The organism is Streptomyces sp. NPDC050548 (assembly GCF_044457385.1).
Lineage (GTDB): Bacteria > Actinomycetota > Actinomycetes > Streptomycetales > Streptomycetaceae > Streptomyces.
In genome coordinates this window covers 682,551-705,218 of sequence record NZ_JBITGV010000001.1, presented here as the reverse complement: position 1 = coordinate 705,218, position 22,668 = coordinate 682,551, and the positions used below count along the sequence as shown (strand labels likewise).

Below are 22,668 nucleotides of genomic sequence, written 5' to 3'. Positions count from 1 at the left end.
GCGGCCGGGGGAGGCAACGTGGACGACTATGCGGGTCGGGTGCTCGCCGACCGCTACCGCCTGCCGCTGCCGCCCTCCGACGAGTACGAACTCACCGAGACCCGGGCCTTCGACACCTACAGCGGACAGGAAGTCCTGGTACGCCAGGTGCCGTTGCCGGAGGTCGTCGAGGCGGAGGTGCTCGGCGAGGACGGGCTGCCCGACGGGTTCACGGCGCGTGATCGCGGGGCGCGGCGGCCGAGCGCGGCGCGGACCGCCACGCGGCGGCCGACCGATCCGGCGGTACGGCGTGCGGTCGAGGCCGCGCAGGCCGCCGCGCGGATCCCTGATCACCCCCGGCTGGACCAGGTCTTCGACGTGTTCGCCGAGGGCGGTTCGCTGTGGATAGTGAGCGAACTGGTGTCCGCCCAGCCGTTGTCCGCGCTGCTCGTCGAGAAGCCGCTGTCGCCGTACCGGGCGGCCGAGGTCGCCGCCGACGTGCTGATGGCGCTGCGGGTGCTGCACGCCCACGGCTGGGTGCACCGGAACATCACCGCGCGCACGGTGCTGGTCTGCGACGACGGCCGCGTGATGCTGACCGGCCTCGCGGTCGGCGCGGCGGAGGAGGCACTGTGCGGCTACGACCCGGTGCCACCGCAGGACGGCGAGACCGAGGGCGGCAGCGGACACCCGGGACAGCGCGGTGGTGCCACGGCTCCTCCAACTCCCCGAGTTCCTACGGGTTCCACGGCACCCGCCTCCTCTACGGCCCCTGCGATACCCGCTGGCTTCCGTGGAGCCGGAGCTGAAGCCGCCAGCGGTGTCGCGGGTCACGGCGCAGGTCCCGGTCCCGGTGGGGTGGACCCCGAGGCCGCTCGGCGGGCCGCCATCGAGGCCAGGGCTGCCGGAGGGCTGCCCGGAGTCGGGGCGGAGAGCGGTGGCGGGAGCGGGGCGTCCGCCGCGCTGGCCCGCCGGGAAGTCGACACCGGCGGAGACGTACGGGCCGCGCGGGCCGGGGCCATCGCCGCGTACCGGGCGGGAGCGCGTGCCGCGGCCCGGGTGCAGGAGGCCCAGCAGCCGGGACGGCCCGCGTTGCCCGGCGCCCGGCCCGCCGCCGAGGGCGAGAACGGCGGGGCGCAGTCGGGCGGTTCGTCCGCGCTGCCGGCGCCGCAGCCGCCGTACGCCGGTGGCCATGGGGTGGAGCACACGGGCGGCAGTACGCCGCCGGGGCAGATCGCCGATCCCTACGGTGTCCGCAACACCTCCTCCTGGCACGGCGCCGCGCCGCGCCCCGGCGCGCCGGCACCGGTGGACACGTTCACTGGAGCGGGTACCCCGGCCCCCGGCGACCGTACGACCACCGGCCGGCCCAACACGGCTCCCACGGGCGCCCCTTACCTCCCGGGCCAGCCCCCTGTCGGCACCGGCAACCCGCACGCCCCCGGCCCTGGCCCCGGTCTCGGCAAGCCCGTCCCCGTTCCCGTCGACTCCCCCCAGCCCCACCCCTACTCGGGGCCTCAAACCCCCGCCCGCTGGGACGAGTTGGCCGCCGCCGGTGCTCTTGTCCGGCGGGGGCCCGCGACCGCGTTGGCGGCCGAGCGGGCTCGGCAGGTGCGGATGACCGTGGTGGGGCCCGTCACCGAGCGGTGGGCGCCGGAGCAGGCCGTGCCGGTGCATGAGAACTGGCAGTTGGCCGCGCCGATCGGGCCGGCCACCGACCTGTGGGCGCTCGGCGCGCTGCTCTTCCGGGCCGTACAGGGGCACGCGCCCTATCCGGAGGAGTCGACCGCCGAGCTGGTGCAGCTCGTGTGCGCGGAGCCGCCCGCCTTCGCGGAGGAGTGCGGGCCGCTGCGCCCGGTCGTGGAGTCGCTGCTGCGCCAGGACCCGACCGAGCGGCTGGACTTCGAGGAACTGCGGGGCTGGCTGCGGTCGTTGGTGCGTTCGGCGCCCGAGCCCGAGGCCGGTGCGCATGTCGTCGCCACTCCGCCGACCGACCCGCGGCGGCTGCCGATCGTGCGTCGGCGCGGCGAGTTGGTGCGCAGGCGGCGGGCCGGGCTGCCCGCGACCAGTCCGCACGGGCGGCACAAGCGGGCCAAGGAGGAGGTCGGCGGGTCGCCGCGCAGACTGGGGCGGACCCTGCTGGTGCTCATCTTCCTGCTGCTGGCCGGCGCGGTCGCCTACGCCATGCTCTTCCTGCCCAAGTCCGGGGAGGACACCGGCGCGGGACAGGGGGACAGGACGGGAGCGGCGGGGGACGTCAGTCCGGCGCCCGGTCAGTCCTCGGCCCAGGCGAGCAGTCAGCCGCAGCCCGACCAGACCTCACCCGAAGCCTCCGCCTCCTCCTCTGCTTCCTCCTCCGCCTCCAACACCCCGTCGCAGCCCGCCGGTTCGACCGTCGCCGCCGGCTTCGAGCTGCGCAAGGACTCCGTGGGGTTCCAGGTCGCCGTCGCCAAGGGCTGGACCCGTACGCCGAAGAACGGCAGCGGCCAAGTGGTCTACTCGCACGGCGACTTCGAGCTGATCGTGGTGGCGGGACGGGACAGCGCGGCGAAGTACGGCAGCGACCCGATGGTCTACCAGCGGGACAACGAGCGGGAGTTGCAGCCCTACCGAAACTCCAGCTGGGCCACCGCGACCGGCCTGCGGACCATCACGGTCGGCGGAAAGACCATGGCCGAGGGGCAGTTCACCTGGACGGACAGCCAGGGCGGTGACCTCTTCGTACGCAACATGGCCTTCCTCATCGACGGCCGCTACCACATCGTGCAGGTGCGCGGCCCGGAGGCCCAACGGGACGAGGTGACACGGCTGTACGAGCAGGCGTCGTCGACCTACCAGTACACCGGCTGACCTGCGGAGGCGGCGCGCCGGAGCCAAATGGTTCCCGTTCGGGCACAGAAGCGACAACCGTCACAGTGCGGTCTCCTTGGTACCCCGCTGGTTCCCTGTCGGAGGGCCGGTCCTTACGCTGAGCCTGTCAAGAGCATTGCGGGGCAACGTGAATCAGATGCAGGGCCTGCTCCTCGCGGGGCGCTATCGGCTCGCCGAATCGATCGGCAGCGGCGGCATGGGCCGGGTGTGGCGTGCGCACGACGAGGTGCTGCACCGGGCCGTCGCCATCAAGGAGTTGACGGCCGCGCTCTACGTGTCGGAGAGCGACCAGCCGAGACTGCTGGCGCGCACCCGGGCCGAGGCGCGCGCCGCCGCGCGCATCAACCACTCCGCCGTCGTCACCGTGCACGACGTCCTCGAACACGACGGCCGCCCGTGGATCGTCATGGAGCTGGTCGAGGGCAACTCGCTGGCCGACGAGGTCAAGGAGCAGGGCCGCATCGAACCGGCCGAGGCCGCGCGCATCGGCATGTGGGTGCTGCGCGCCCTGCGCGCCGCGCACGCCGCCGGTGTCCTGCACCGTGACGTCAAGCCGGGCAACGTACTGCTCGGGCAGGACGGGCGGGTGCTGCTCACCGACTTCGGCATCGCGCAGATCGAGGGCGACAGCACCATCACGCGGACCGGTGAGGTCGTCGGGTCCGTCGACTACCTCGCCCCCGAGCGCGTCCGCGGCGCCGACCCGGGGCCGTCCTCCGACCTGTGGGCGCTGGGCGCCACGCTCTACACGGCGGTCGAGGGCAGATCACCGTTCCGCCGCACCTCGCCGCTGTCCACCATGCAGGCTGTCGTCGAGGAGGAGGCCGGCGAACTGCGCTACGCCGGTCCGCTCGCGCCCGTGATCGTCGCGCTGCTGAACAAGGACCCCGAGCTGCGGCCGGACGCGGACCAGACCGAGCAGATGCTCGCGGAGGCCGCCGAGGGGCGACGGCCGCGGTCGGCGGAGGAGTGGCTGCCGACGCAGCGGGTGGGCTCACGGGCGGAGAGCTTCACGGACACGCCCGGCACGGGCGCTACGCCGTATCCCGGCACCGGTGCGACGCCGTATCCCGGCACCGGCGCGCCGTCGTACGCGGGTACGGGTACGGGTACGGGTGTGCCGTCGTACGCGTCGGCGACGGGGGGCACGTACCAGCAGCAGACGCCGCCCGTCTCCCTCGTGGGTTCCGGCGGTGCCGCGCCCGCTCCGCCGAAGCGGCGCCGGTTCCGTTCGATCGTCCTGGTGGTCGTCCTCGCCGCGCTCGTCGGCGGCGGTACGGCGCTGGGACTGCAGAAGTGGCACCAGGACCGGGACCAGGGCGGCACCCCGTCCGCGTCGGTCTCGCAGAGCCCCTCGCCGACCTCGTCGACCTCGCCGCAGAACTCGAATCCCGCCAACTGGAAGACCTACACCGACCCCTTGGGCTTCTCCATATCGCTCCCCAAGGGCTGGGCGCGGAAGCTCTATGTCCCCGACAATAAGAGCAACGAGACCACCGACATCCAGCAGGTCGACTACACGCCCGACAACGGCGAGCACTTCGTCCGTATCGCCATCGACCCCACCCCGGACTTCCCCACCGCGAACGCCCACCAACTGGACCTGGAAGTACAGCTCCATCGGCTGGTCGACTACAACAGGGTGACCCTGCAGGCGAACATCTTCCGCGACCGTCCGGGCTCGCTGTGGGACTACACCTGGACCGCGCAGGCGAAGGACACGCCCTTCCCGGGGCCGCGGCGGGCCATCGAGGAGACGTACACGTCCCGTGACGGGACCGAGTACGCGATCTACATGTCCTCGCCGGCCGCGGACTGGGCGACGACCAGCAAACAGTTCAAGTCGGTCCTGCAGAGCTGGAGCCCCGACTCGGGCTGACCGCTTCCGGTTGCGTCATGATGGTGCGCATGGGGACCGAGGGGGACAGCGTCCGGGTGATCGCCGGGCGTTACCGACTGGAGAAGCGGCTCGGGCGCGGCGGCATGGGCGTCGTGTGGCGGGCGACCGACCAACTGCTGGGCCGGCAGGTCGCCGTCAAGGAGATCGCGCAGGACGACTCGCTCTCCGAGGAGGAGGCGCGGCAGCACCGCGACCGGACGCTGCGCGAGGCGCGGGCGGTCGCGCAGTTGCGGCATCCGCACGTCATCGTCGTGCACGACGTCGTCGAGCAGGACGAACGGCCGTACATCGTCATGGAGTTGATCGACGGCGGCTCGCTCGCCGACCGGATCTCCACGCACGGTCCGGTCGACGCCGCCGAGGCCGCCCGGATCGGCATCGCCCTGCTCGGCGCGCTGCGCACGGCGCACGCGGCGGGCGTCCTGCACCGGGACATCAAACCGGCGAACGTACTGCTGGACACCACGGCGGACGGGCCGGACCCCGACCGGACCGCCTCCGACGAGGCCGAGGCCGCCCGGGTCGTCCTGACCGACTTCGGTATCGCGCAGGTCGCGGGCGCCACGACGCTCACCGAGAACGGCGCGTTCGTCGGCTCGCCCGAGTACACCGCGCCGGAGCGGATGTCCGGGGTGCGGACCGGTCCCGCGTCCGACCTGTGGTCCCTGGGCGCCCTGTTGTGCACCGTGCTGAGCGGTGAATCGCCGTTCCGGCGCGACTCGTTGGGCGGCATCCTGCACGCGGTCGTGTTCGACGAGATTCGGACACCCGAGGAGGCCCGGCCGCTGCTGCCCGTCGTACGGGGACTGCTCGAACGCGATCCGGAACGGCGGCTGGTGGCGGCGGAGGCGGAGCGGATGCTGCGTGCCTTCCTGAAGACGGGGCGCACACCGAAAGCGGCCGCCGGGCGTACGGCGCACCCGGCACCCGGCTACACGCCGACCCAACAGGACGTCCCGCTACGGGAGTTGGCGCCCCCTGAGCCGTCGATACCGTCACCCACACCCGCCGTCACGGAGGTGCCGCCCCCTCGGCGCTCCACCCGCGGAGTTCTCGTGGCCGCGTTGCTGGTCGCGGCGATGGCCGGGGCCGGGGTGTCGGCGGCGGCGCTGCTGATGCGCGGGGACGACGACAAGGGGAGTGCCACGCCGGTGAGTTCGGCGCCGTTGACCTCCACGAGTGCAGGCACCCCATCATCGTCCTCGACCCCTTCGAAGAGCCCCAACACCCCCAACGCCCCCACCGCGCCCTCCGGTTACCGCGTCGCCCACGACCCCGACGGCTTCGCGCTCGCCGTACCGGAGGACTTCGTGCGCGTCCCGCAGGGCGAGCGGATCTTCTACATGTCGCCGGGGGAGACCTTCCGGCTCGGCATCAGGATGTCCGACCCCGCGACGGGCGGCCCGCTCGCGGTGATGAAGAGCGCGGCGGCCAAGGGGGCGGACACGAACCCCGGTTACCACGACGGCAAGGTCACCGACACCACCCACTACGGACACCCCGCCGCGCTCTGGGAGTTCACCTGGAACGGCTTCAGTACGGCGGAGGGGCCCCGGCACACCTACGACCTGTGCTGGGAGGAGGGCGGCCGGCTGTACGACGTGTGGGTGTCGGCGCCGGTCGGGAAGGTGCGGGAGGCGAAGGAGTACTTCGACGTCGCGCTGGACACGTTCGTACCGGCGTGACTCGGCATGTTCGTACCGGAGCAAAAGGGAGATAGGTGACCGTTCGAGTCACGGGTGTGTGACCGGAACGGGTTCCCTGTGGATACGGGAGCGGTCGCCGCGATATGGATGGACCCATGAGCAGCGACGGGGGACAGGGCGGCGGGGCCGACGAGACGACGAGTTTTGTTCTGCAACCGCCGAGACCGAGGGTGCCGCAACCCTCGGGGGGTGGCGGCACCGAAGGTCTGATCGCCGGGCGCTACCGGCTGCTCGCCAAGCTCGGGCACGGGGGTATGGGCACGGTGTGGCGCGCCCGGGATGAGGCGATGGACCGCGAGGTCGCCGTCAAGGAACCCCGCGTCCCGGACAATCTTCCCGAACGCGAACGTGACAACGCGTTCGAACGGATGCGCCGCGAGGCACGCGCGGCGGCTCGGCTCGACCACCCGGCCGTCGTGACCGTGCACGATGTGGCCGTCGTCGACGGCCGGCCCTGGATCGTGATGGAACTGGTGACCGGCCGCTCGCTGGGCGAGGTGCTGCAGGAGGGCACCCTCGGCGCGCGCGACGCGGCCCGGATCGGCCTCCAGGTGCTGGGCGCCCTCGAAGCCGCGCACGCGGCGGGTGTCCTGCACCGTGACGTCAAGCCGGACAACGTCCTGCTCGGCCGCCACGACCGGGTCGTCCTGACCGACTTCGGGATAGCCCAGATCGAGGGCGAGACCAATCTGACCGACACCGGCGGCTTCGTCGGCTCGCCCGAATACATCGCGCCGGAACGGGTGTTGGGGCAGCGCCCAGGACCCGCCTCCGACCTGTGGTCGCTCGGCGTGGTCCTGTACGCGGCGACGGAGGGCGTCTCCCCGTTCCGCCGCAGCAACACCCCCGCCACCCTGCAGTCGGTCCTCAACTCCGTGCCCGCGCCGCCGGTTTCGGCACCGGGCCCGCTCGCCGACCTCATCACGGCCCTGCTCGCCAAGGACCCGTCGAGCCGTCCGAACACGGTCCAGGTGCGTGCCGTACTCGAATCGGTGGCGAACCCGCCGGCTCCGGCGTCGACGCAGGAGGTGCGGCACCAGGAGGTGCGGTACGTCCAACGGCCCGCGGGAAAGCGCCGGTTGGGCCGCAAGATGTGGTTCGGGCTCGGTGCCGTGGTCGTCGCGGCCGCGGTGGCCGCCGCGTATGTGCTGATCGCCGATCCGTTCGCGGGGTCGTTGCCGGACGGCTGGAAGAAGCACCACGAGTCCGATGTGGCCGCGACGCTCGCGGTCCCGGCCGCGTACAAGCGGACCACGCCCGACCGCACTTCGGACAAGAGCCACTGGGTCACGTACACCGACCCGAGCGGCAGCATCTGGGTCTTCCTGAGCCTCGACAAGAAGTCCGAGGACACCAACGGCTACATCAAGGACTCGGCGGCGGCCGAAATGTACTCGGACAACGGCGACTTCAAGACCAACGGCAGTGTCGACCTCGACATGGGGAAGGCCGCGGAGACCGTTCCGAAGCCGACCGGGACGTACCAGGGCGAACCGTCCGCCCAGAACACGGTCGTCTACAACTCCGACGACACCCAGAACCCGCTCCCTCGCGAGCTGCGGATCCTCTACTACAAGACCTCCGCCGGGGACATGTACCGGCTCACGATCAGCTACCCGGGCAAGGGCGACTTCACGGCCCGTGGCCGCGAGGTGGCGAGGGCGGCGATCGCCAACCTGGACGTCGACAGGCTGTGAGCGGTGCCGTGGCGGCGATCAATTCCGTTGTCAGTGGCGGCAGTTAAGGTCATTCTCTCTTTACCGGATCTTGGGAGGGGATTGGCCTTGAGGACATCCGACTGGAGACGCGCCGGGGTGACCTGCGCGGCCGTGGCACTGACCACCGCCGCCATGACCGGAGTCGCGACGGCGGCCGACGACACCGAGGCGCCACTGGCACCGGTCGTGTCGTCGGCGGAGTACCCCGACGACGCGAACGAGCATGACGGCGTGGGCAGTTACGGCACCTTCGTCATCGACTCGGCCTCCGACGACGTCGTGTCGTACCGCTACGAGTGGATGGGCGGCGTATCGCAGACCCTCACGGCGGCCGAGCCCGGCGCCCCGGTCTCCCTGCGCTGGCTGCCGCAGACGAGAGGGGTGACGTACCTCTACGCCCAGGCGATCGACGCCGCGGGGAACGTCAGCGCCAGGACGACCTACTTCGTCCGGGTCGGGACGGGCCGGGCCGCGGTCACCCACTGGGACCCGCAGCACGACTCCGGCGCGGCCACCGGCACCGGCGTCACCCCCGACGCGCAGGGCCCCACCGGGACGAGCATCACCTCCGCCGCCCGGTTCGACGGCACGGACGAGGCGTACGCCACGCTCGACTCCCCGGTGGACACGGCGAAGATCTTCTCGGTCGACGCCTGGGTCCGCCCGGACACGCTCGACGCCGACATGACCGCTGTCAGCCGGACCGGCTTCTCCCTCGGCACGACGACCAACTCACCGGGCGGCACGCCCACTTGGTCCTTCGCGCTCCCCACGGCGAGCGGCGGTGCGGTCCACCTCACCGGCGGCTCCCCCGAGCCGGGCGAGTGGGCCCATCTCGTCGGCGTGTACGACACCGAGGAGCACGCGGCCCGCCTCTACGTCGACGGAGACCTCGTCACGACGGCCGAGAACACCGTCGCGGCCGGCGGCACGGGACCCCTGCGGCTCGGCTCCGAAGGGGACACCGAGGGCACTGAGGACACCGGCCACTGGCACGGTCTGCTCACCGACGTGAACGTCTGGGACCGTGTGTACGTCCCGAAGGAGATCACGGCCGCCGCCACCCGCGCCCCGCAACGCCAGGGCTACTGGGACCTGGAGACGGCCCCCGGCGGCAGCAGCCCCGAGTACGCGGGCGGCGCGCCGCTCACCCTGGCGGGCGACGCGTCGATCCACACGGCCACGGACGACTGCGACGTGAACCCCGACTGCACCCCGGCGCAGTACCCCCTGGTGGGCTCCGGCGACCTCCTCCTGGACGGCGACGGCGACTACGCCACCACACCGGACGCGGTCCGCCCGTCCGACGCGGGCTTCTCCGTGGCGACCCACGTCCGCATCGACGGGGACACGGCCACGCACGACATGACGCTGCTGTCCCAACCCGGGCTCCACACCAGCCTGTTCACCCTGCGCTATGTCGCGGCCTCGAAGTCCTGGCAGGCCGTGGTCGCCCACGAGGACAGCGCCGACGCACCGACCACCACGGTCACCGCGCCCGCCTCGCCGTTCGGGGCGCAGGAGGACGAGTTCCTCGCGGTGGTCTGCGACGAGAAGACGGACCAACTCCGCCTGTACGTCGACGACACCTACGTCTCCGACTCCGCGAGCGTGACGGGCAAGGACACCTGGACCCCCACCGGCGACCTCCAGATCGGCCGGAGCGTCACGGCGGGCACCGGGACGGACTATCTGACCGGTGAGCTGGACGAGGTCCACACCTACGCCGGAGTCCTGGACCAGACCCGCCTGGCGATGCTGCGCGTGGGCGGCGCGGACGTCTGACCGGGCGCCGGTGGAAGGGGAGTCGGCGGTGGGGACGCCGGAGACGGTGAATCACGAGGACCTGGCGGTCGCGAGCGTGCGCGCGCTCGCCGACCGCGGTCTGCCGCAGGACGTGCTCGCCGTGCACGCGGCCTGCCGCCACTTCTCCGTCATCGAACTCGAACAGCTCGGACTGCGGGACACAGGCCCGGAGTTCGACCTCCTGGGCCTGCGGGACCGGCTGGAGGGCGTGGTCTGGACGAGCGACGAGGAGTTCGCGGCGCACGGACTCGACGCGCGGGAGACCGCCGAGCTACGGCGGTGGGCCCTGGAGTGGGAGTCCGACCTCGGGCTGCGGCTGGCTGAGGAGTACGACGATCCCGACGGCGACTAGAGCCGGGCCGTTCCCGATTCCCGGTACTTCCCCGGCGTCACCCCGAACTCCCGGCTGAACGCGTGCGACAGGGCGTACGGGCTCCCATATCCCGCCTCGCGGGCCACGGTTGCCAGTGAGGCGTCCGTGTCCCGCAGGCGGGTCGCCGCCAACGTCAGCCGCCACCACGTCAGATACGCCATCGGCGCCCGCCCCACCAGCGCGGTGAACCGGCGGACCAGTGTCGCCCGGGACACGCCCGCCGTCGCGGCCAGCCGGTCGTTGGTCCAGGGCGCGGCCGGGTCGGAGTGCAGCGCCCGGAGCGCGGCCGTGGTCACCGGATCGCTCAGCACGGACGGCCAACTGCCGCTCTCCGCCTGGGACATCCACGCCCGCACCATGTAGATCAGCAGCAGGTCGAGCAGGCTCGGCAGCGCCAGGCAGGCCCCCGGCCGCCGTTCGTCCAACTCCCGCGCCAACAGGTCCACCGCGGCCCGGAGTTCGGGATGGCGGCCGACCCGGTTCGGCAGATGGACCACTTCCGGCAGCTCCGCCATCAGCGGATGCGTACGGCTCCGGTCCAGCCGGTACTTCCCGCACAGCAACTCCACCTCGGGCCCGTCCCCGACCGGCCTGCGCATCTCCTCGAACGGCACCGCCCGCGCCGTGTCCCCGGACGGGTCCGCCAGCACATGCCCGGCGCCGTGCGGCAGCAGTACGACGTCCCCGGCACCCAGTGCCACCGGCTCACCGCCCCCGTCGGGCACCAGCCGACAACTCCCCGCGAGCACGACATGGAACCCCGCACCCTCGTACGGCGTCAGCCGGGTGCACCAACTCCCGCCCACCCGCAGCCGGTTGGAGGAGGCCCGCCCGGTCCGCACGGCGGAGATCGCGTCGCTCACCACATCCATGCGGTCAGACTACGACAGGGAGCACCGGTGAGCCGTATGCGTATTCAGATGAGTCACTCCCGCATTGAGACACTCACCGCAGACTTCCTACGCTCATCTCCATGACCGAGGACAACGCACAGACACTCATGATCGGTGACGTCGAAGTCGTCCGAGTCGTCGAGTGGGAGCAGCCCTACATCCCTACCCGCACCCTCGTCCCGGACCTGCCGCCCGAGGCGGGGCAGGACCACCACGACACACTCGCGGTCGTGGCGCTCCAGACCTGGGTGCTGCGCAGCGCCGGGCGGACCGTGCTCGTGGACACCGGTGTCGGCAACGGCCGGGAGCGGCCCGGCAATCCGCTGTTCCACATGAGCCAGGGCGACCTGCCGGGACGGCTGGCGCGGGCCGGCGTACGACCGGAGGAGGTCGACGTCGTCGTCAACACCCACATCCACGGCGACCACGTCGGCTGGAACACCCATGATGTGGACGGGAGTTGGGAACCGATGTTCCCCAACGCACGCTATCTCCTCCCCGCCGCCGACGACTTCCACTTCGGCCCCGGGAACCACTACGGCGGCGGGGTGCGGCCCGACGACCGCCTGACCTACGAGGACAGCGTCGCGCCCGTGCACCGCGCCGGGCTGGCCACCCTGTGGGACGGCACCCACCGCATCGACGAGCACCTCACGCTGGAGTCCGCGCCCGGACACACCCCCGGTTCCGCCGTCCTGCGGGTCGCCTCCGGCGGTGAACGGGCCGTGTTCGTCGGGGACTTGCTGCACAGCCCGGTGCAGATCGCGCATCCCGAGTGCAGCAGCTGTTTCTGCCTCGATGCCCGGCAGGCCGCCGCGAGCCGTCGGCGCGTGCTCGAACGGGCCGCCGACGAAGGGGAGTTGGTGATTCCGGCGCACTTCGGCGGGACCGGGGTCGCGGAGGTGCGGCGGGCGGGCGACACGCTGGTGCTCGGGAAGTAGGACGCGCGTCGACAAGGCCGTATCCGGCACGGTACTGATGGGGCATGAGCGAAGTCGGCGAACAGGTGCGCGACGGACGGCTGGTCGGCGGTCGCTACCGGCTGCTCGAACGGATCGGTTCCGGCGGCATGGGCACCGTATGGCGGGCTTTCGACGAACTCGTGGACCGTGAAGTCGCCGTCAAGCAGCCGCGGTTGCCCGGCGACCCGGAGGACGAGGAGTTCCAGCGCGCCGCCCACCGGCTCTACCGCGAGGCCCGCGCCGCCGCCCGGGTCGACCACCCCTCCGCCGTCGCCATCCACGACGTCGTCATCGAGGACGACCAACTCCCCTGGATCGTCATGGAGTTGGTGCGCGGCGAGTCCCTGCACGAACTGCTCAGGCGCGGACGCCTCACCCCCGCCGAGTCCGCGCGCATCGGCCGCGCCGTCCTCGGTGCCCTGAGCGCCGCGCACGCCGTGGGGATCGTGCACCGTGACGTGAAGCCCGCCAACGTCCTGCTCGGTCCCCACGACCGGGTCGTCCTCACCGACTTCGGCATCGCGCACATCCAGGGCGAGGAATCCCTCACCGCCAGCGGGGAGTTCGTCGGCTCGCTCGAATTCATCGCCCCCGAGCGCATGTCGGGCACCGGCGCCGGACCGGCCTCCGACCTGTGGTCCCTCGGCGTACTCCTGTACGCGGCCGTCGAGGGCGCGTCCCCCTTCCGCCGTACGACCGTGGAGTCCACGCTCGGCGCGATCCTGGCCGGCGAACCGCCCGAGCCGACCAGGGCGGGGCCTCTCGGGCCGCTGCTCGTACGGATGTTGGCCCGGGACCCGGAGGAACGGCCGGGGGCGGAGGAGGTCGCCGCGGTACTGGAGGCGGTGTCCGCGGGGAAGGACGTACCGGAGCCGGCGGTCACGGTTCCGGACACGGAGCCCGAAGCGCCCGATGAAGCGCCCACCGTCCCCGACGTCGTACCGGAACCCGAACCCGAAGCCAGGCCGGAACCCAAGTCCAAGTCCCGCCCCCGGCGCACCCTTCTCATCACCCTCGGAGCACTCCTCCTCGCGGGCCTCGTCCTCGGCACTCTCCTGGAGCGAGTCCTCGGCAAGGACTCGGACTCCTGGACCGCCCACCAGCGGGACGGCATGAGGGCGGTCCTCTTCCTCCCGCCCCAGTACCAGCTTCTGGAGACACAGGCGGCAGCCGGCAGCCGCACGGTCACCTACGGTGCCGGCGCCCTCCGCGTCCGCCTCACCGAATGGGACAAGGCCGCCGACTCGCCCCTCGCCGAAGCGCACACCCTGGGCCGGGGCACGTCCGACCCGCAGTACACCCGCACCGGCTTCCGCGGAAACAAGGACGCGGTCCTCGCCGACACCACCTACGCACAGTCGGGCGTCCCCACCCGCGCGATGGCCCTGATCGTCCGCACCGCCGATCAGCGCATGTACGAACTGCGCGTGGACATGCCCAAGGGCACACCGGCGGAGAAGAAGGGCACCGCGCTCTTCAAGGGCGCCCGCGCCCGGCTCACCCTCCCGGGCAACTGATCCCGCGGCCACCGGCCGGTGATCGTCCCCGCACAACGCCCTGATCAGCGCATTCGTTGCCAGTGATCGCTGGCGTGGTGTGAGCGCCTGGTGAATGCCGATTACCGACGGGTACCCAAACCCTTCGTGGCGGCATACCCTGCCGCACATGACGGACTCGCAGGCCCCGGAAAAGACCGGTACGGAAACGACGACCGGCACGAACCCCCTCGCGCCGGCCCCCACAGGCGCCCGTACCGCCGCCGACGTGGTCACCCCGGAGCTGGTCGCCCAGCTCACGAAGGGTGTGGCCGGTTCCGGGCGGACCGCCAACCACACGCCGTTCACCGGTGAGAAGCTCGCCGACCTGCCCGAGTCCACCCCGGAGGACGTGGCGAAGGCCTTCGAGGCGGCCCGCGCCGCACAGGCCCTGTGGGCGCAGACGCCGGTACGCGAGCGCGCGGCCGTCCTGCTGCGCTTCCACGACCTCGTCCTCGCCCGCCAGGCCGAGGTCCTCGACCTGATCCAGCTGGAGACCGGCAAGGCACGGCTGCACGCGCACGAGGAGGTGCAGGCCGTCGCCGTCGCGGCCCGCCACTACGGCCGCAAGGCCCCCGCCTACCTCCGCCCGAAGCGGCACACCGGCGCCGTCCCGACCCTCACCAAGGTCACCGAACTCCGCCACCCGCGCGGGGTAGTTGGTCAGATCGCCCCCTGGAACTACCCGCTCGAACTCTCCGTCGGCGACGCCCTCCCGGCCTTCGTCGCGGGCAACGCGGTCGTCATGAAGCCGGACACCGAGACCTGCCTCACGGCGCTCTGGGCGCGCGACCTCCTCATCGAGGCCGGCCTGCCCGCCGACGTCTTCCAGGTCGTCCTGGGCGAGGGCCCGGTCGTCGGCCCCGAGGTCGTCAAGCACGCCGACTACGTCTCCTTCACCGGCTCCACCCGCACGGGCCGCGAGGTCGCGCAGGGCGCGGCGGCCCGGCTGGTCGGCGTCTCCCTCGAACTCGGCGGAAAGAACGCCATGTTGGTCCTGGAGGACGCCGACCTCGACAAGGCGGCGGCGGGCGCGGTCCGCGCCTGCTTCTCCTCCGCCGGCCAACTCTGCATCTCCATCGAGCGGTTGTACGTCCACGAGTCGATCGCCGACGCTTTCCTGGAACGCTTCGCCGCCCGCACCAAGGCCATGCGCCTGGGCACCTCCCTCGCCTACGGCGCGGACATGGGATCGCTCGTTGGGGAGCGCCAGTTGGAGACGGTGACGCGCCACGTGGAGGAGGCCGTCGCCAAGGGCGCCAAGGTGATCGCGGGCGGAGTCGCCCGCCCGGACATCGGCCCCTACTTCTTCGAACCGACCATCCTCGACGGCGTCGAGGCCCCCATGGCGGTGTGCGGCGAGGAGACCTTCGGCCCGGTCGTCTCCGTCTACCGCTTCAAGACCGAGGACGAGGCGGTCGAAGCGGCCAACTCCACGTCCTACGGCCTCAATTCCTCGGTCTGGACGAAGGACGGCCGCCGCGGCCGCGCCGTCGCCGCCCGCCTGCGCACCGGCACGGTCAACGTCAACGAGGGCTACGCCTCCGCCTACGGCAGCGTCCAGTCCCCCATGGGCGGCATGAAGGACTCCGGCCTCGGCCGCCGCCACGGCTCCGAGGGCATCCTCAAGTACACGGAGGCCCAAACGGTCGCGCAGCAGCGGCTGTTGCCGATGGCTCCTTCGCTGGGGATGACCGACGAGAAGTACGCGGCCTTCATGAGCACCAGTCTCCGGGTGATGAAGGCACTGCGTCTCAAGTAGAAATCCCTGGTTCTCAACGGTTCTCAACGAGGAGAGCATGTGCCACAGGACACCTACGACTACGACGTCATCGTCGTCGGCTCCGGCTTCGGTGGTTCCGTGACCGCCCTGCGCCTGACGGAGAAGGGCTACCGCGTAGGTGTCCTGGAGGCCGGCCGCCGCTTCACCCCCGCCACCCTCCCCAAGAACTCCTGGGACCTCAAGAACTACCTCTGGGCCCCCAAGCTCAACCTCTACGGCCTCCAGCGCATCCACCTGCTCGGCAACGTCATGGTCCTCGCCGGCGCGGGCGTGGGCGGCGGTTCCCTGAACTACGCCAACACCCTCTACGTCCCGCCCAGGCCGTTCTTCGAAGACCCTCAGTGGCGTGACATCACGGACTGGCAGGAGGAGTTGGGCCCGTACTACGACCAGGCCCGCCGCATGCTCGGCGTACGCCTCAACCCGACGATGACCCCGTCCGACGTCCATCTGAAGGCCGCGGCCCAGCGGATGGGCGTCGGCGACACCTTCCACATGGCCCCGGTCGGCGTCTTCTTCGGTGACGGCGAGGACGCCGACGGCACCGCGAAGGCCAGGCCCGGCGAGCAGGTGGCGGACCCCTACTTCGGCGGCGCGGGCCCGGCCCGCAAGGCCTGCACCGAGTGCGGCGAGTGCATGACCGGCTGCCGGCACGGCGCCAAGAACACCCTCAACGAGAACTACCTCCACCTCGCCGAGAAGGCGGGCGCCGAGGTCCACCCGATGACCACGGCCGTGTCGGTCACGGACGACTCGCAGGGCGGCTACGCGGTGGCGACGCTGCCGACCGACGCGCGTCGGAAGTCCGAGGGCCGCACCTTCAAAGCCCGCCGGGTCGTCCTCGCCGCGGGCACCTACGGCACCCAGACCCTCCTGCACCGCATGAAGGCGGGCGGGCAACTGCCGTACCTCTCCGAGAAGTTGGGCGAACTGACCCGCACCAACTCGGAGGCGCTGGTCGGCGCGCAGACGAGCGACCGCCGTTACCGCAGGGCGACCGGCACCGCGAAGGCCGACTTCACGCGCGGAGTCGCCATCACGTCCTCGATCCACCCCGACGAGAACACCCACATCGAACCGGTCCGCTACGGCAAGGGCTCCAACTCGATGGGCGGCCTCTCCATCCTCCAAGTCCCGTACGCGGAGGGCTCGTCGAGGGCGCTGGCCTGGCTGGCGAACGCGGCCCGCCACCCGCTCCTGGTCCTTCGCTCCCTCTCCAACCGCCACTGGTCGGAACGGACCATCATCGGCCTGGTGATGCAGTCGCTGGACAACTCCCTGACCACGTATCTGAAGCAGGACGGCGTGGGGAAAGGGCTGTTGACGGCCCGTCAGGGGCACGGCGCTCCCAACCCCAAGCAGATCAGGGCGGCTTCGGAGGCCGCGGCGGCCATCGCCGCCGAGATCAACGGCTTCGCGGGCTCCAACGTCGGCGAACTGATGGGCACCCCGCTCACCGCCCACTTCCTCGGCGGCTGCCCCATCGGCGCCTCCCGCGAGACCGGCGTGATCGACCCGTACCACCGCCTCTACGGCCACCCCGGCATCTCGGTCGTCGACGGCGCGGCCGTCTCGGCGAACCTCGGCGTCAACCCGTCGCTCACCATCACGGCGCAGGCCGAGCGCGCGATGTCGTACTGGCCCAACAAGGGCGAGCCTGACCCGCGTCCGCGCCAAGGGGCGTCGTACGAACGGCTGAAGCCGGTGGAGCCGCGTCAACCGGCCGTCCCCGAGGGCGCGTTCGGCGCGCTGAAGCTGCCGTTCCTGGGGATGCCGACGGTGCCGCCGAAGTCGTAGAAGCCAAGCCGTAGAAGTTGTGGAAGCCGTAGAAGTCGAGAAAGGCATCCGCGCAAACAGAAGGACCTGCGCCCCCCTCCGAGCGCAGGTCCTTTGTCGAGCGAGCTACGTGCTTACGCGCTCTCTCCGGTCTTGCGGCGGCGCACCATGACGACCGCGGCGGCACCCGCGACGACCGCCGCGCCGCCCACGAGGCCGATCACCGGCAGGGCGGAGCTGGAGCCGGTCTCGGCGAGGTTGCCGGTGGCCTCGTTGACCCCGCCCTGGGGCTTGAGGTCGTCGCTGGTCCCGGTGGGCTTCTGGCCGGTCGGCTTGGCCTCGCCCGTGTCGCCCGGGCTGCTGCCGGCGGCGAGCACGGAGAACTCGTAGAAGTCGCCGTTGCCGTAGCAGGAGTCGTCGTTGCCCGCGTAGATCGCCTGGCTCAGCGCGAACGACGAGCCCGCGGGGGCCGAGTGCTTGATCGCCACGCGCAGGTCGAGCGTGGTCGAGGAGTTCTTCTCCAGGGTGGGAAGAATCGCGACGATGCTCCCGGGCAGCGTGGTGGCGTTGCTGCCGGAGCCGACGGTCTCCTGGTAGGAGTCGGTCCACTTGCCGTCCTGCTTCAGCTGGATCTCGGCCAGGTCCAGCATGAGCGAGTCGCTCTCGTTCACATCGTCGCTGTACTCGGTGAGCGCGTTGATCCAGACGTTCTGCAGGTCCTTGTCCGAGGCGTTGTTCACCACGAACTTGAAGTTGTGCCAGCCGGAACCGGCGACGATCTTGTTCGGCAGGCCGGTGATCGACGCGGTGAGCTTCTCGTCCAGGTCGAACGTCTTGCAGTCCGCGTACGGGTCGAAGTCGTCGCCCGGCTTGCTCGGCGACGCGGACGGGCTCGGCGACGTGCTCCCGCTCGGGGTGCCCGACGCGGCGGGGCTGCTGGTGTCCGCGGCCGGGGAGCTGGTGTCCGAGGCGGGGGTGCTGGTGTCCGCGGCCGGGCTGCTCGTGTCCGACGCGGGCGTGCTGTCGTCGGCCGCGGGGGTGCTCGCGTCCGCGGCCGGGGTGCTGGCGTCGGCCGCCGGGCTGCTGGACGACGTGTCCGGCGAGTCGCCGTCGGCGAACGCGGCCGGCGCCGAGAGCAGGGCGAGGGGGGCGATGGCGGCCGTCGCGGCGACCGTGGCCATGACACGGCGAAGCTTCATGAAGTCCTCAAGAAGTCCGGAGTGCTGCGACAGCGCAGCACGCTGGGTCGGAGGGCTCCGCGTGTGGGGCGCGGGTGTGGCCCTTGTTCTGCAGGTGTGACACGGGAAACCTGTGAATGGTTGTGCGAATCCTCACGTGATTCTTATGTGGGCTGTGTCACACCCGGGTTCTGCTTGTGAACACGCTTTCGGGCGCCTACAACTACCTGGTGTCTGACAAACCGTCCGAGGAACCGTCCTCGACCCCGGAGATCCCCGACGACGTCTGGGAAAAGTTCGCCCGTGACACGGAGCGTGACATCCGGGCTTCCGCACAGAAGGAACCATCCGCGCGCGCCCGCGAGGTGACCGAACGACTGAAGAGGGCCGAACAGCCCGAGGGCTGGCGGACCGGTCCTGCCTGGCAGGAGATGAACGGGCGGTCCCGGCGCAGGCGTCGCCTGTGGGCCGTCCTCGGTGTCCCGCTCGCCGTGGCCGTCGCCGTGGTCGCGATGCGGCCGTCGCTGCTGCCCGGCGACCCCTTCGGTGAGAACCACACCGACTCGGCCTCCCCGCTCGCGCCGGAGACCGCCGCCCCGACCGCCGCGCCCTCCATCGTGGACCCCCAAATACCCACCCTGGACCGGCCGTTCGCCGGTTCACCCGCCCTGAACTGGGCCGACGGCGAGGCCGGCATCATCCTGCCGAAGGCGACCCCCGTGGGCGCCTTCTCGAAGGACCGGGTCGAACTGGCCCTCCAGCAGACGAAGATCCTGCTCGTCGCGTCCAACCTCGACCCGAAGACGATCGGCGGCGCCCGCCCGTCCGCCGCGCTCGCGGTCCTCGACCCGAAGCAGCCCAAGGTGCTCACCGAGCTGAAGGCCTCCCTGGCCCTCCCGACCAAGGGCAACGACCCCACGATGCTGTTCAGCCGCTTCGACCCCAAGGACGTACGACTGGTCGGCAAGGTGGTGAAGACCCGTGGCCGCATCACTTTCGCGAAGGACTCCAGCGGGGGCGTCACGGTCCACGCCGACTACACCTTCGTCTACCCGCTGGTCCGGACCGACGGCTCCACCGGGGTCGCCCGCACCATCGTCCGCAGGGTGATCGACACCGAGATCCTCGACCCCGCCCGCTACCGGGTCACCCCCGGCCTGCTGACCCTCACCCTCAACAACGCGGACTTCGGCAACTCGGCCTGCGACGTCTACGACGGCTATCTCCACCCGCAGTTCGACTCCGACGCCACGTCGTCCCCCACGGGCGCGACGCCCTCGGGCCCGACGACGGACCCGTACGACCGCAGCAAGGACATCGGCAAGGGCCAGGGCACCTGCGGGACGGTGAGCCGGACCTAGAAGCGCGAGAACGCAAGCGAAGGGCCCCGCGGGACGGAGCCGCGGGGCCCTTCTCCGTCAGCACCGACGTCAGGGCAGCGCCGGTGCCTGGGAGCGGCGCCGGGGGGTTGCGCCGCTGGTCTGAAGTTGTCCGAAGCGCCCCGGGTCGGCGCTCCCGCGCACCAGGGGCGCGCGCTTGGTCTCGACCTTTGGCAGTGGGACGGTGCACCGCAATGCGGTTGACTGCTTTGGGACTTGGGGCCCGGAGAGGCGCTCGGGGGGCTTCTACGCATCGTGCTGGATGGAGACGACGATCGCAACCGTTCGGTCCGGCTTTGTGCATTTTTGCAGTTTCCGCCGGGCGGCCCCGGGCGTCCCCGGAGCCGACCGTTCTCTTGGGTGACCGGGCTGCTGTCCCCTGCCGTCCGGTCACGACCCTGGAGCGAGGTCCCACGACGTACGGCACGATCCGTACGTCTCATCGCCCCAGCGAGCCACGCGTGGTTCTTTCGGGCCCGCCCCTGGCTGGCACGGACACCCCCACCAACGAAGCGGTTCACGAAGCGGTCACGCGCCGTACGGGTGAGACCGGGCTCGAACTCAGATCCGCCCCCGCGACAGTTCGAGCAGCGTCATCGCGAGCGAGGTGCCGGGCCTGCCGAGCGCGTCCCTGTAGCGGCCGAGGATCTCGTTCTCCCGCGACAGGTGCACCCGCCGGCCGCCGGAGGCGATCCGCGTCTCCTGCACGACGGCGGACACGGCGACCCGTTCCTGGATCAGCCCGATGATCCGGTCGTCGAGAACGTCGATGCGCTCACGGGCGTCGGCGATGGTCTGCTCGGGGGTGGAGGTGGTCATGAGGGGCTCCTGGTGGCTTGGAACGCCTGGACCGACGGACCGGGAAACGACAGGCGCCCCGGGCCTTGTCGGCCCGGGGCGCCTGGAAAGTCGCTTGTCAGTAACTCAAGCAGCTCGACCATGGCAGCCGGCGGGCCGGTTGCCATAGGTAAAGAGGAAGGTCGGGTGCGTGAGCATGGGGCGAGTATGCCACAGCACTTCTGCGGCGGGCCGAGCCGGGCGGTGGTTTGTACGGTGCCCATCCGGCCCACCGAGCTATGCGGTGGTCTGTGCGGCGCCGATCCGGCCCACCGAGTCGGGCGGTGGGTGGGCATAGGCCCGGGGGTCTGGGGGCGGAGCCCCCAGCACACGGCGAGGTGTCCCACGCGACCCCCGTTAGAATCGGTACCCAAGACCCCCGCCCCACCGCCGGAAGGCTCCTGTGTCAGCGACCCCCGCCCCCGACACCGTCCTGGTCGTCGACTTCGGCGCGCAGTACGCCCAGCTCATCGCCCGCCGCGTCCGCGAGGCCCGGGTCTACAGCGAGATCGTGCCGAGCACCATGCCGGTCGCGGAGATGCTCGCCAAGAACCCGGCGGCGATCATCCTCTCCGGCGGCCCCTCGTCCGTGTACGCGGAGGGCGCCCCCCGCCTGGACCGCGAACTCTTCGAGGCCGGCGTCCCGGTCTTCGGCATGTGCTACGGCTTCCAGCTGATGGCCACGACTCTCGGCGGCACCGTCGACAACACCGGCGCCCGCGAGTACGGCCGTACACCCCTGCACGTCTCCCGCTCGTCCTCCACCCTCTTCGAGGGCACCCCGGACGAGCAGTCCGTCTGGATGTCCCACGGCGACGCCTGCTCCGCCGCCCCCGAGGGCTTCACGGTCACCGCGTCCACGGACGTCGTCCCGGTCGCCGCCTTCGAGAACGACGAGAAGAAGCTCTACGGCGTCCAGTACCACCCCGAGGTCATGCACTCGACGCACGGCCAGCAGGTCCTGGAGCACTTCCTGTACCGGGGCGCGGGCCTCACCCCGTCCTGGACCACCGGCAACGTCATCGACGAGCAGGTCGCCCTCATCCGCGAGCAGGTCGGTGACAAGCGCGCCATCTGCGGTCTGTCCGGCGGCGTCGACTCCGCCGTGGCGGCCGCCCTCGTCGCGCGCGCCATCGGCGACCAGCTGACCTGTGTCTACGTCGACCACGGTCTGATGCGCAAGGGCGAGACCGAGCAGGTCGAGAAGGACTTCGTGGCCGCGACCGGCGTCAAGCTCGTCGTCGTCGACGCGGAGGAGCGCTTCCTCACCGCGCTCGCCGGGGTCTCCGACCCGGAGCAGAAGCGGAAGATCATCGGCCGCGAGTTCATCCGCGTCTTCGAGCAGGCGCAGGCCGACATCATCGCGGACGAGGGCCCCGAGGTCGCCTTCCTGGTCCAGGGCACCCTGTACCCGGACGTCGTCGAGTCCGGCGGCGGCACCGGCACCGCGAACATCAAGTCCCACCACAACGTCGGCGGCCTCCCCGAAGACCTCGAATTCCAACTGGTCGAACCGCTGCGCAAGCTGTTCAAGGACGAGGTCCGGATGGTCGGCCAGGAGCTGGGCCTCCCGGACGAGATCGTCCAGCGCCAGCCCTTCCCCGGCCCCGGCCTCGGCATCCGTATCGTCGGCGAGGTCACCAAGGACCGCCTCGACCTGCTCCGCGACGCCGACGCCATCGCCCGCGAGGAACTGACCGCAGCCGGCCTCGACCGCGACATCTGGCAGTGCCCGGTGGTCCTCCTCGCCGACGTCCGCAGCGTCGGCGTCCAGGGCGACGGCCGTACCTACGGCCACCCCGTCGTCCTGCGCCCGGTCTCCTCCGAGGACGCCATGACGGCCGACTGGTCGCGTCTGCCGTACGACGTCCTCGCGAAGATCTCCACCCGCATCACCAACGAGGTCGCCGACGTCAACCGAGTCGTCCTCGACATCACCTCGAAGCCCCCGGGCACCATCGAGTGGGAGTAG

The 22,668-nt window shown here is 71.4% G+C and carries 15 protein-coding genes; 12 read left to right on the top strand and 3 right to left on the bottom strand.

Annotation, left to right across the window (positions count from 1 at the left end; translation table 11 throughout):
* Positions 1–18 precede the first annotated feature (18 nt).
* The 6 genes from ACIBJH_RS03280 to ACIBJH_RS03255 all read left to right on the top strand — a co-directional run bounded on the left by ACIBJH_RS03280 (position 19) and on the right by ACIBJH_RS03255 (position 10,332).
* Complete coding sequence (locus tag ACIBJH_RS03280) at positions 19–2,829, top strand: protein kinase (protein WP_399115126.1); 2,811 nt, start codon at positions 19–21, stop codon at positions 2,827–2,829.
* A gap of 157 nt (positions 2,830–2,986) precedes the next feature.
* Entirely contained in the window at positions 2,987–4,729 is a 1,743-nt protein-coding gene (locus ACIBJH_RS03275; protein WP_399115125.1) for a serine/threonine-protein kinase, read from the top strand.
* A 29-nt stretch (positions 4,730–4,758) separates the two neighbouring features.
* Entirely contained in the window at positions 4,759–6,435 is a 1,677-nt protein-coding gene (locus ACIBJH_RS03270; RefSeq protein ID WP_399115124.1) for a protein kinase, read from the top strand.
* Between the two features lie 116 nt (positions 6,436–6,551).
* On the top strand, positions 6,552–8,153 hold the full coding sequence (locus tag ACIBJH_RS03265) for a serine/threonine-protein kinase (protein ID WP_399115123.1): 1,602 nt from the start codon (positions 6,552–6,554) through the stop codon (positions 8,151–8,153).
* A gap of 87 nt (positions 8,154–8,240) precedes the next feature.
* On the top strand, positions 8,241–9,959 hold the full coding sequence (locus tag ACIBJH_RS03260) for a LamG-like jellyroll fold domain-containing protein (protein ID WP_399115122.1): 1,719 nt from the start codon (positions 8,241–8,243) through the stop codon (positions 9,957–9,959).
* Between the two features lie 28 nt (positions 9,960–9,987).
* Positions 9,988–10,332, top strand: coding sequence for a hypothetical protein (locus tag ACIBJH_RS03255; RefSeq protein ID WP_399115121.1), 345 nt, complete (start codon positions 9,988–9,990; stop codon positions 10,330–10,332).
* Here ACIBJH_RS03255 and ACIBJH_RS03250 read toward each other — a convergent pair.
* Positions 10,329–11,225: an AraC family transcriptional regulator gene (locus tag ACIBJH_RS03250; protein WP_399115120.1), complete on the bottom strand. Its 897-nt coding sequence runs from the start codon at positions 11,223–11,225 to the stop codon at positions 10,329–10,331. The two genes, ACIBJH_RS03255 and ACIBJH_RS03250, sit on opposite strands and share 4 nt — an antisense overlap.
* A gap of 101 nt (positions 11,226–11,326) precedes the next feature.
* On the opposite strand from ACIBJH_RS03250, the gene ACIBJH_RS03245 reads away from it, so the two are divergent.
* The 4 genes from ACIBJH_RS03245 (at position 11,327) to ACIBJH_RS03230 (ending at position 17,323) form a co-directional block, all read left to right on the top strand.
* The gene (locus ACIBJH_RS03245; RefSeq protein ID WP_399115119.1) at positions 11,327–12,187 is read left to right on the top strand and encodes an MBL fold metallo-hydrolase; all 861 of its coding nucleotides are present in this window, start codon (positions 11,327–11,329) and stop codon (positions 12,185–12,187) included.
* Positions 12,188–12,231: 44 nt separating this feature from the next.
* Positions 12,232–13,725, top strand: coding sequence for a serine/threonine-protein kinase (locus ACIBJH_RS03240; protein WP_399115118.1), 1,494 nt, complete (start codon positions 12,232–12,234; stop codon positions 13,723–13,725).
* A 148-nt stretch (positions 13,726–13,873) separates the two neighbouring features.
* Positions 13,874–15,505, top strand: coding sequence for a succinic semialdehyde dehydrogenase (locus tag ACIBJH_RS03235; protein WP_399115117.1), 1,632 nt, complete (start codon positions 13,874–13,876; stop codon positions 15,503–15,505).
* 39 nt (positions 15,506–15,544) lie between these two features.
* Positions 15,545–17,323: a GMC oxidoreductase gene (locus tag ACIBJH_RS03230; RefSeq protein ID WP_399115116.1), complete on the top strand. Its 1,779-nt coding sequence runs from the start codon at positions 15,545–15,547 to the stop codon at positions 17,321–17,323.
* A gap of 113 nt (positions 17,324–17,436) precedes the next feature.
* On the opposite strand, the gene ACIBJH_RS03225 is transcribed toward ACIBJH_RS03230, so the two are convergent.
* Positions 17,437–18,501 (bottom strand): LAETG motif-containing sortase-dependent surface protein, encoded by a 1,065-nt coding sequence (locus tag ACIBJH_RS03225; RefSeq protein WP_399115115.1) that lies wholly within the window; start codon positions 18,499–18,501, stop codon positions 17,437–17,439.
* A 209-nt stretch (positions 18,502–18,710) separates the two neighbouring features.
* Between ACIBJH_RS03225 and ACIBJH_RS03220 the strand changes: the two genes are divergently transcribed.
* Positions 18,711–19,841, top strand: a complete 1,131-nt coding sequence (locus ACIBJH_RS03220) for a hypothetical protein (protein WP_399115114.1) — start codon at positions 18,711–18,713, stop codon at positions 19,839–19,841.
* 579 nt (positions 19,842–20,420) lie between these two features.
* Here ACIBJH_RS03220 and ACIBJH_RS03215 read toward each other — a convergent pair.
* Complete coding sequence (locus ACIBJH_RS03215; protein ID WP_399115113.1) at positions 20,421–20,678, bottom strand: chorismate mutase; 258 nt, start codon at positions 20,676–20,678, stop codon at positions 20,421–20,423.
* Between the two features lie 421 nt (positions 20,679–21,099).
* Here ACIBJH_RS03215 and guaA point away from each other — a divergent pair, with 421 nt between their 5' ends.
* Complete coding sequence (guaA, locus tag ACIBJH_RS03210) at positions 21,100–22,668, top strand: glutamine-hydrolyzing GMP synthase (RefSeq protein ID WP_399115112.1); 1,569 nt, start codon at positions 21,100–21,102, stop codon at positions 22,666–22,668.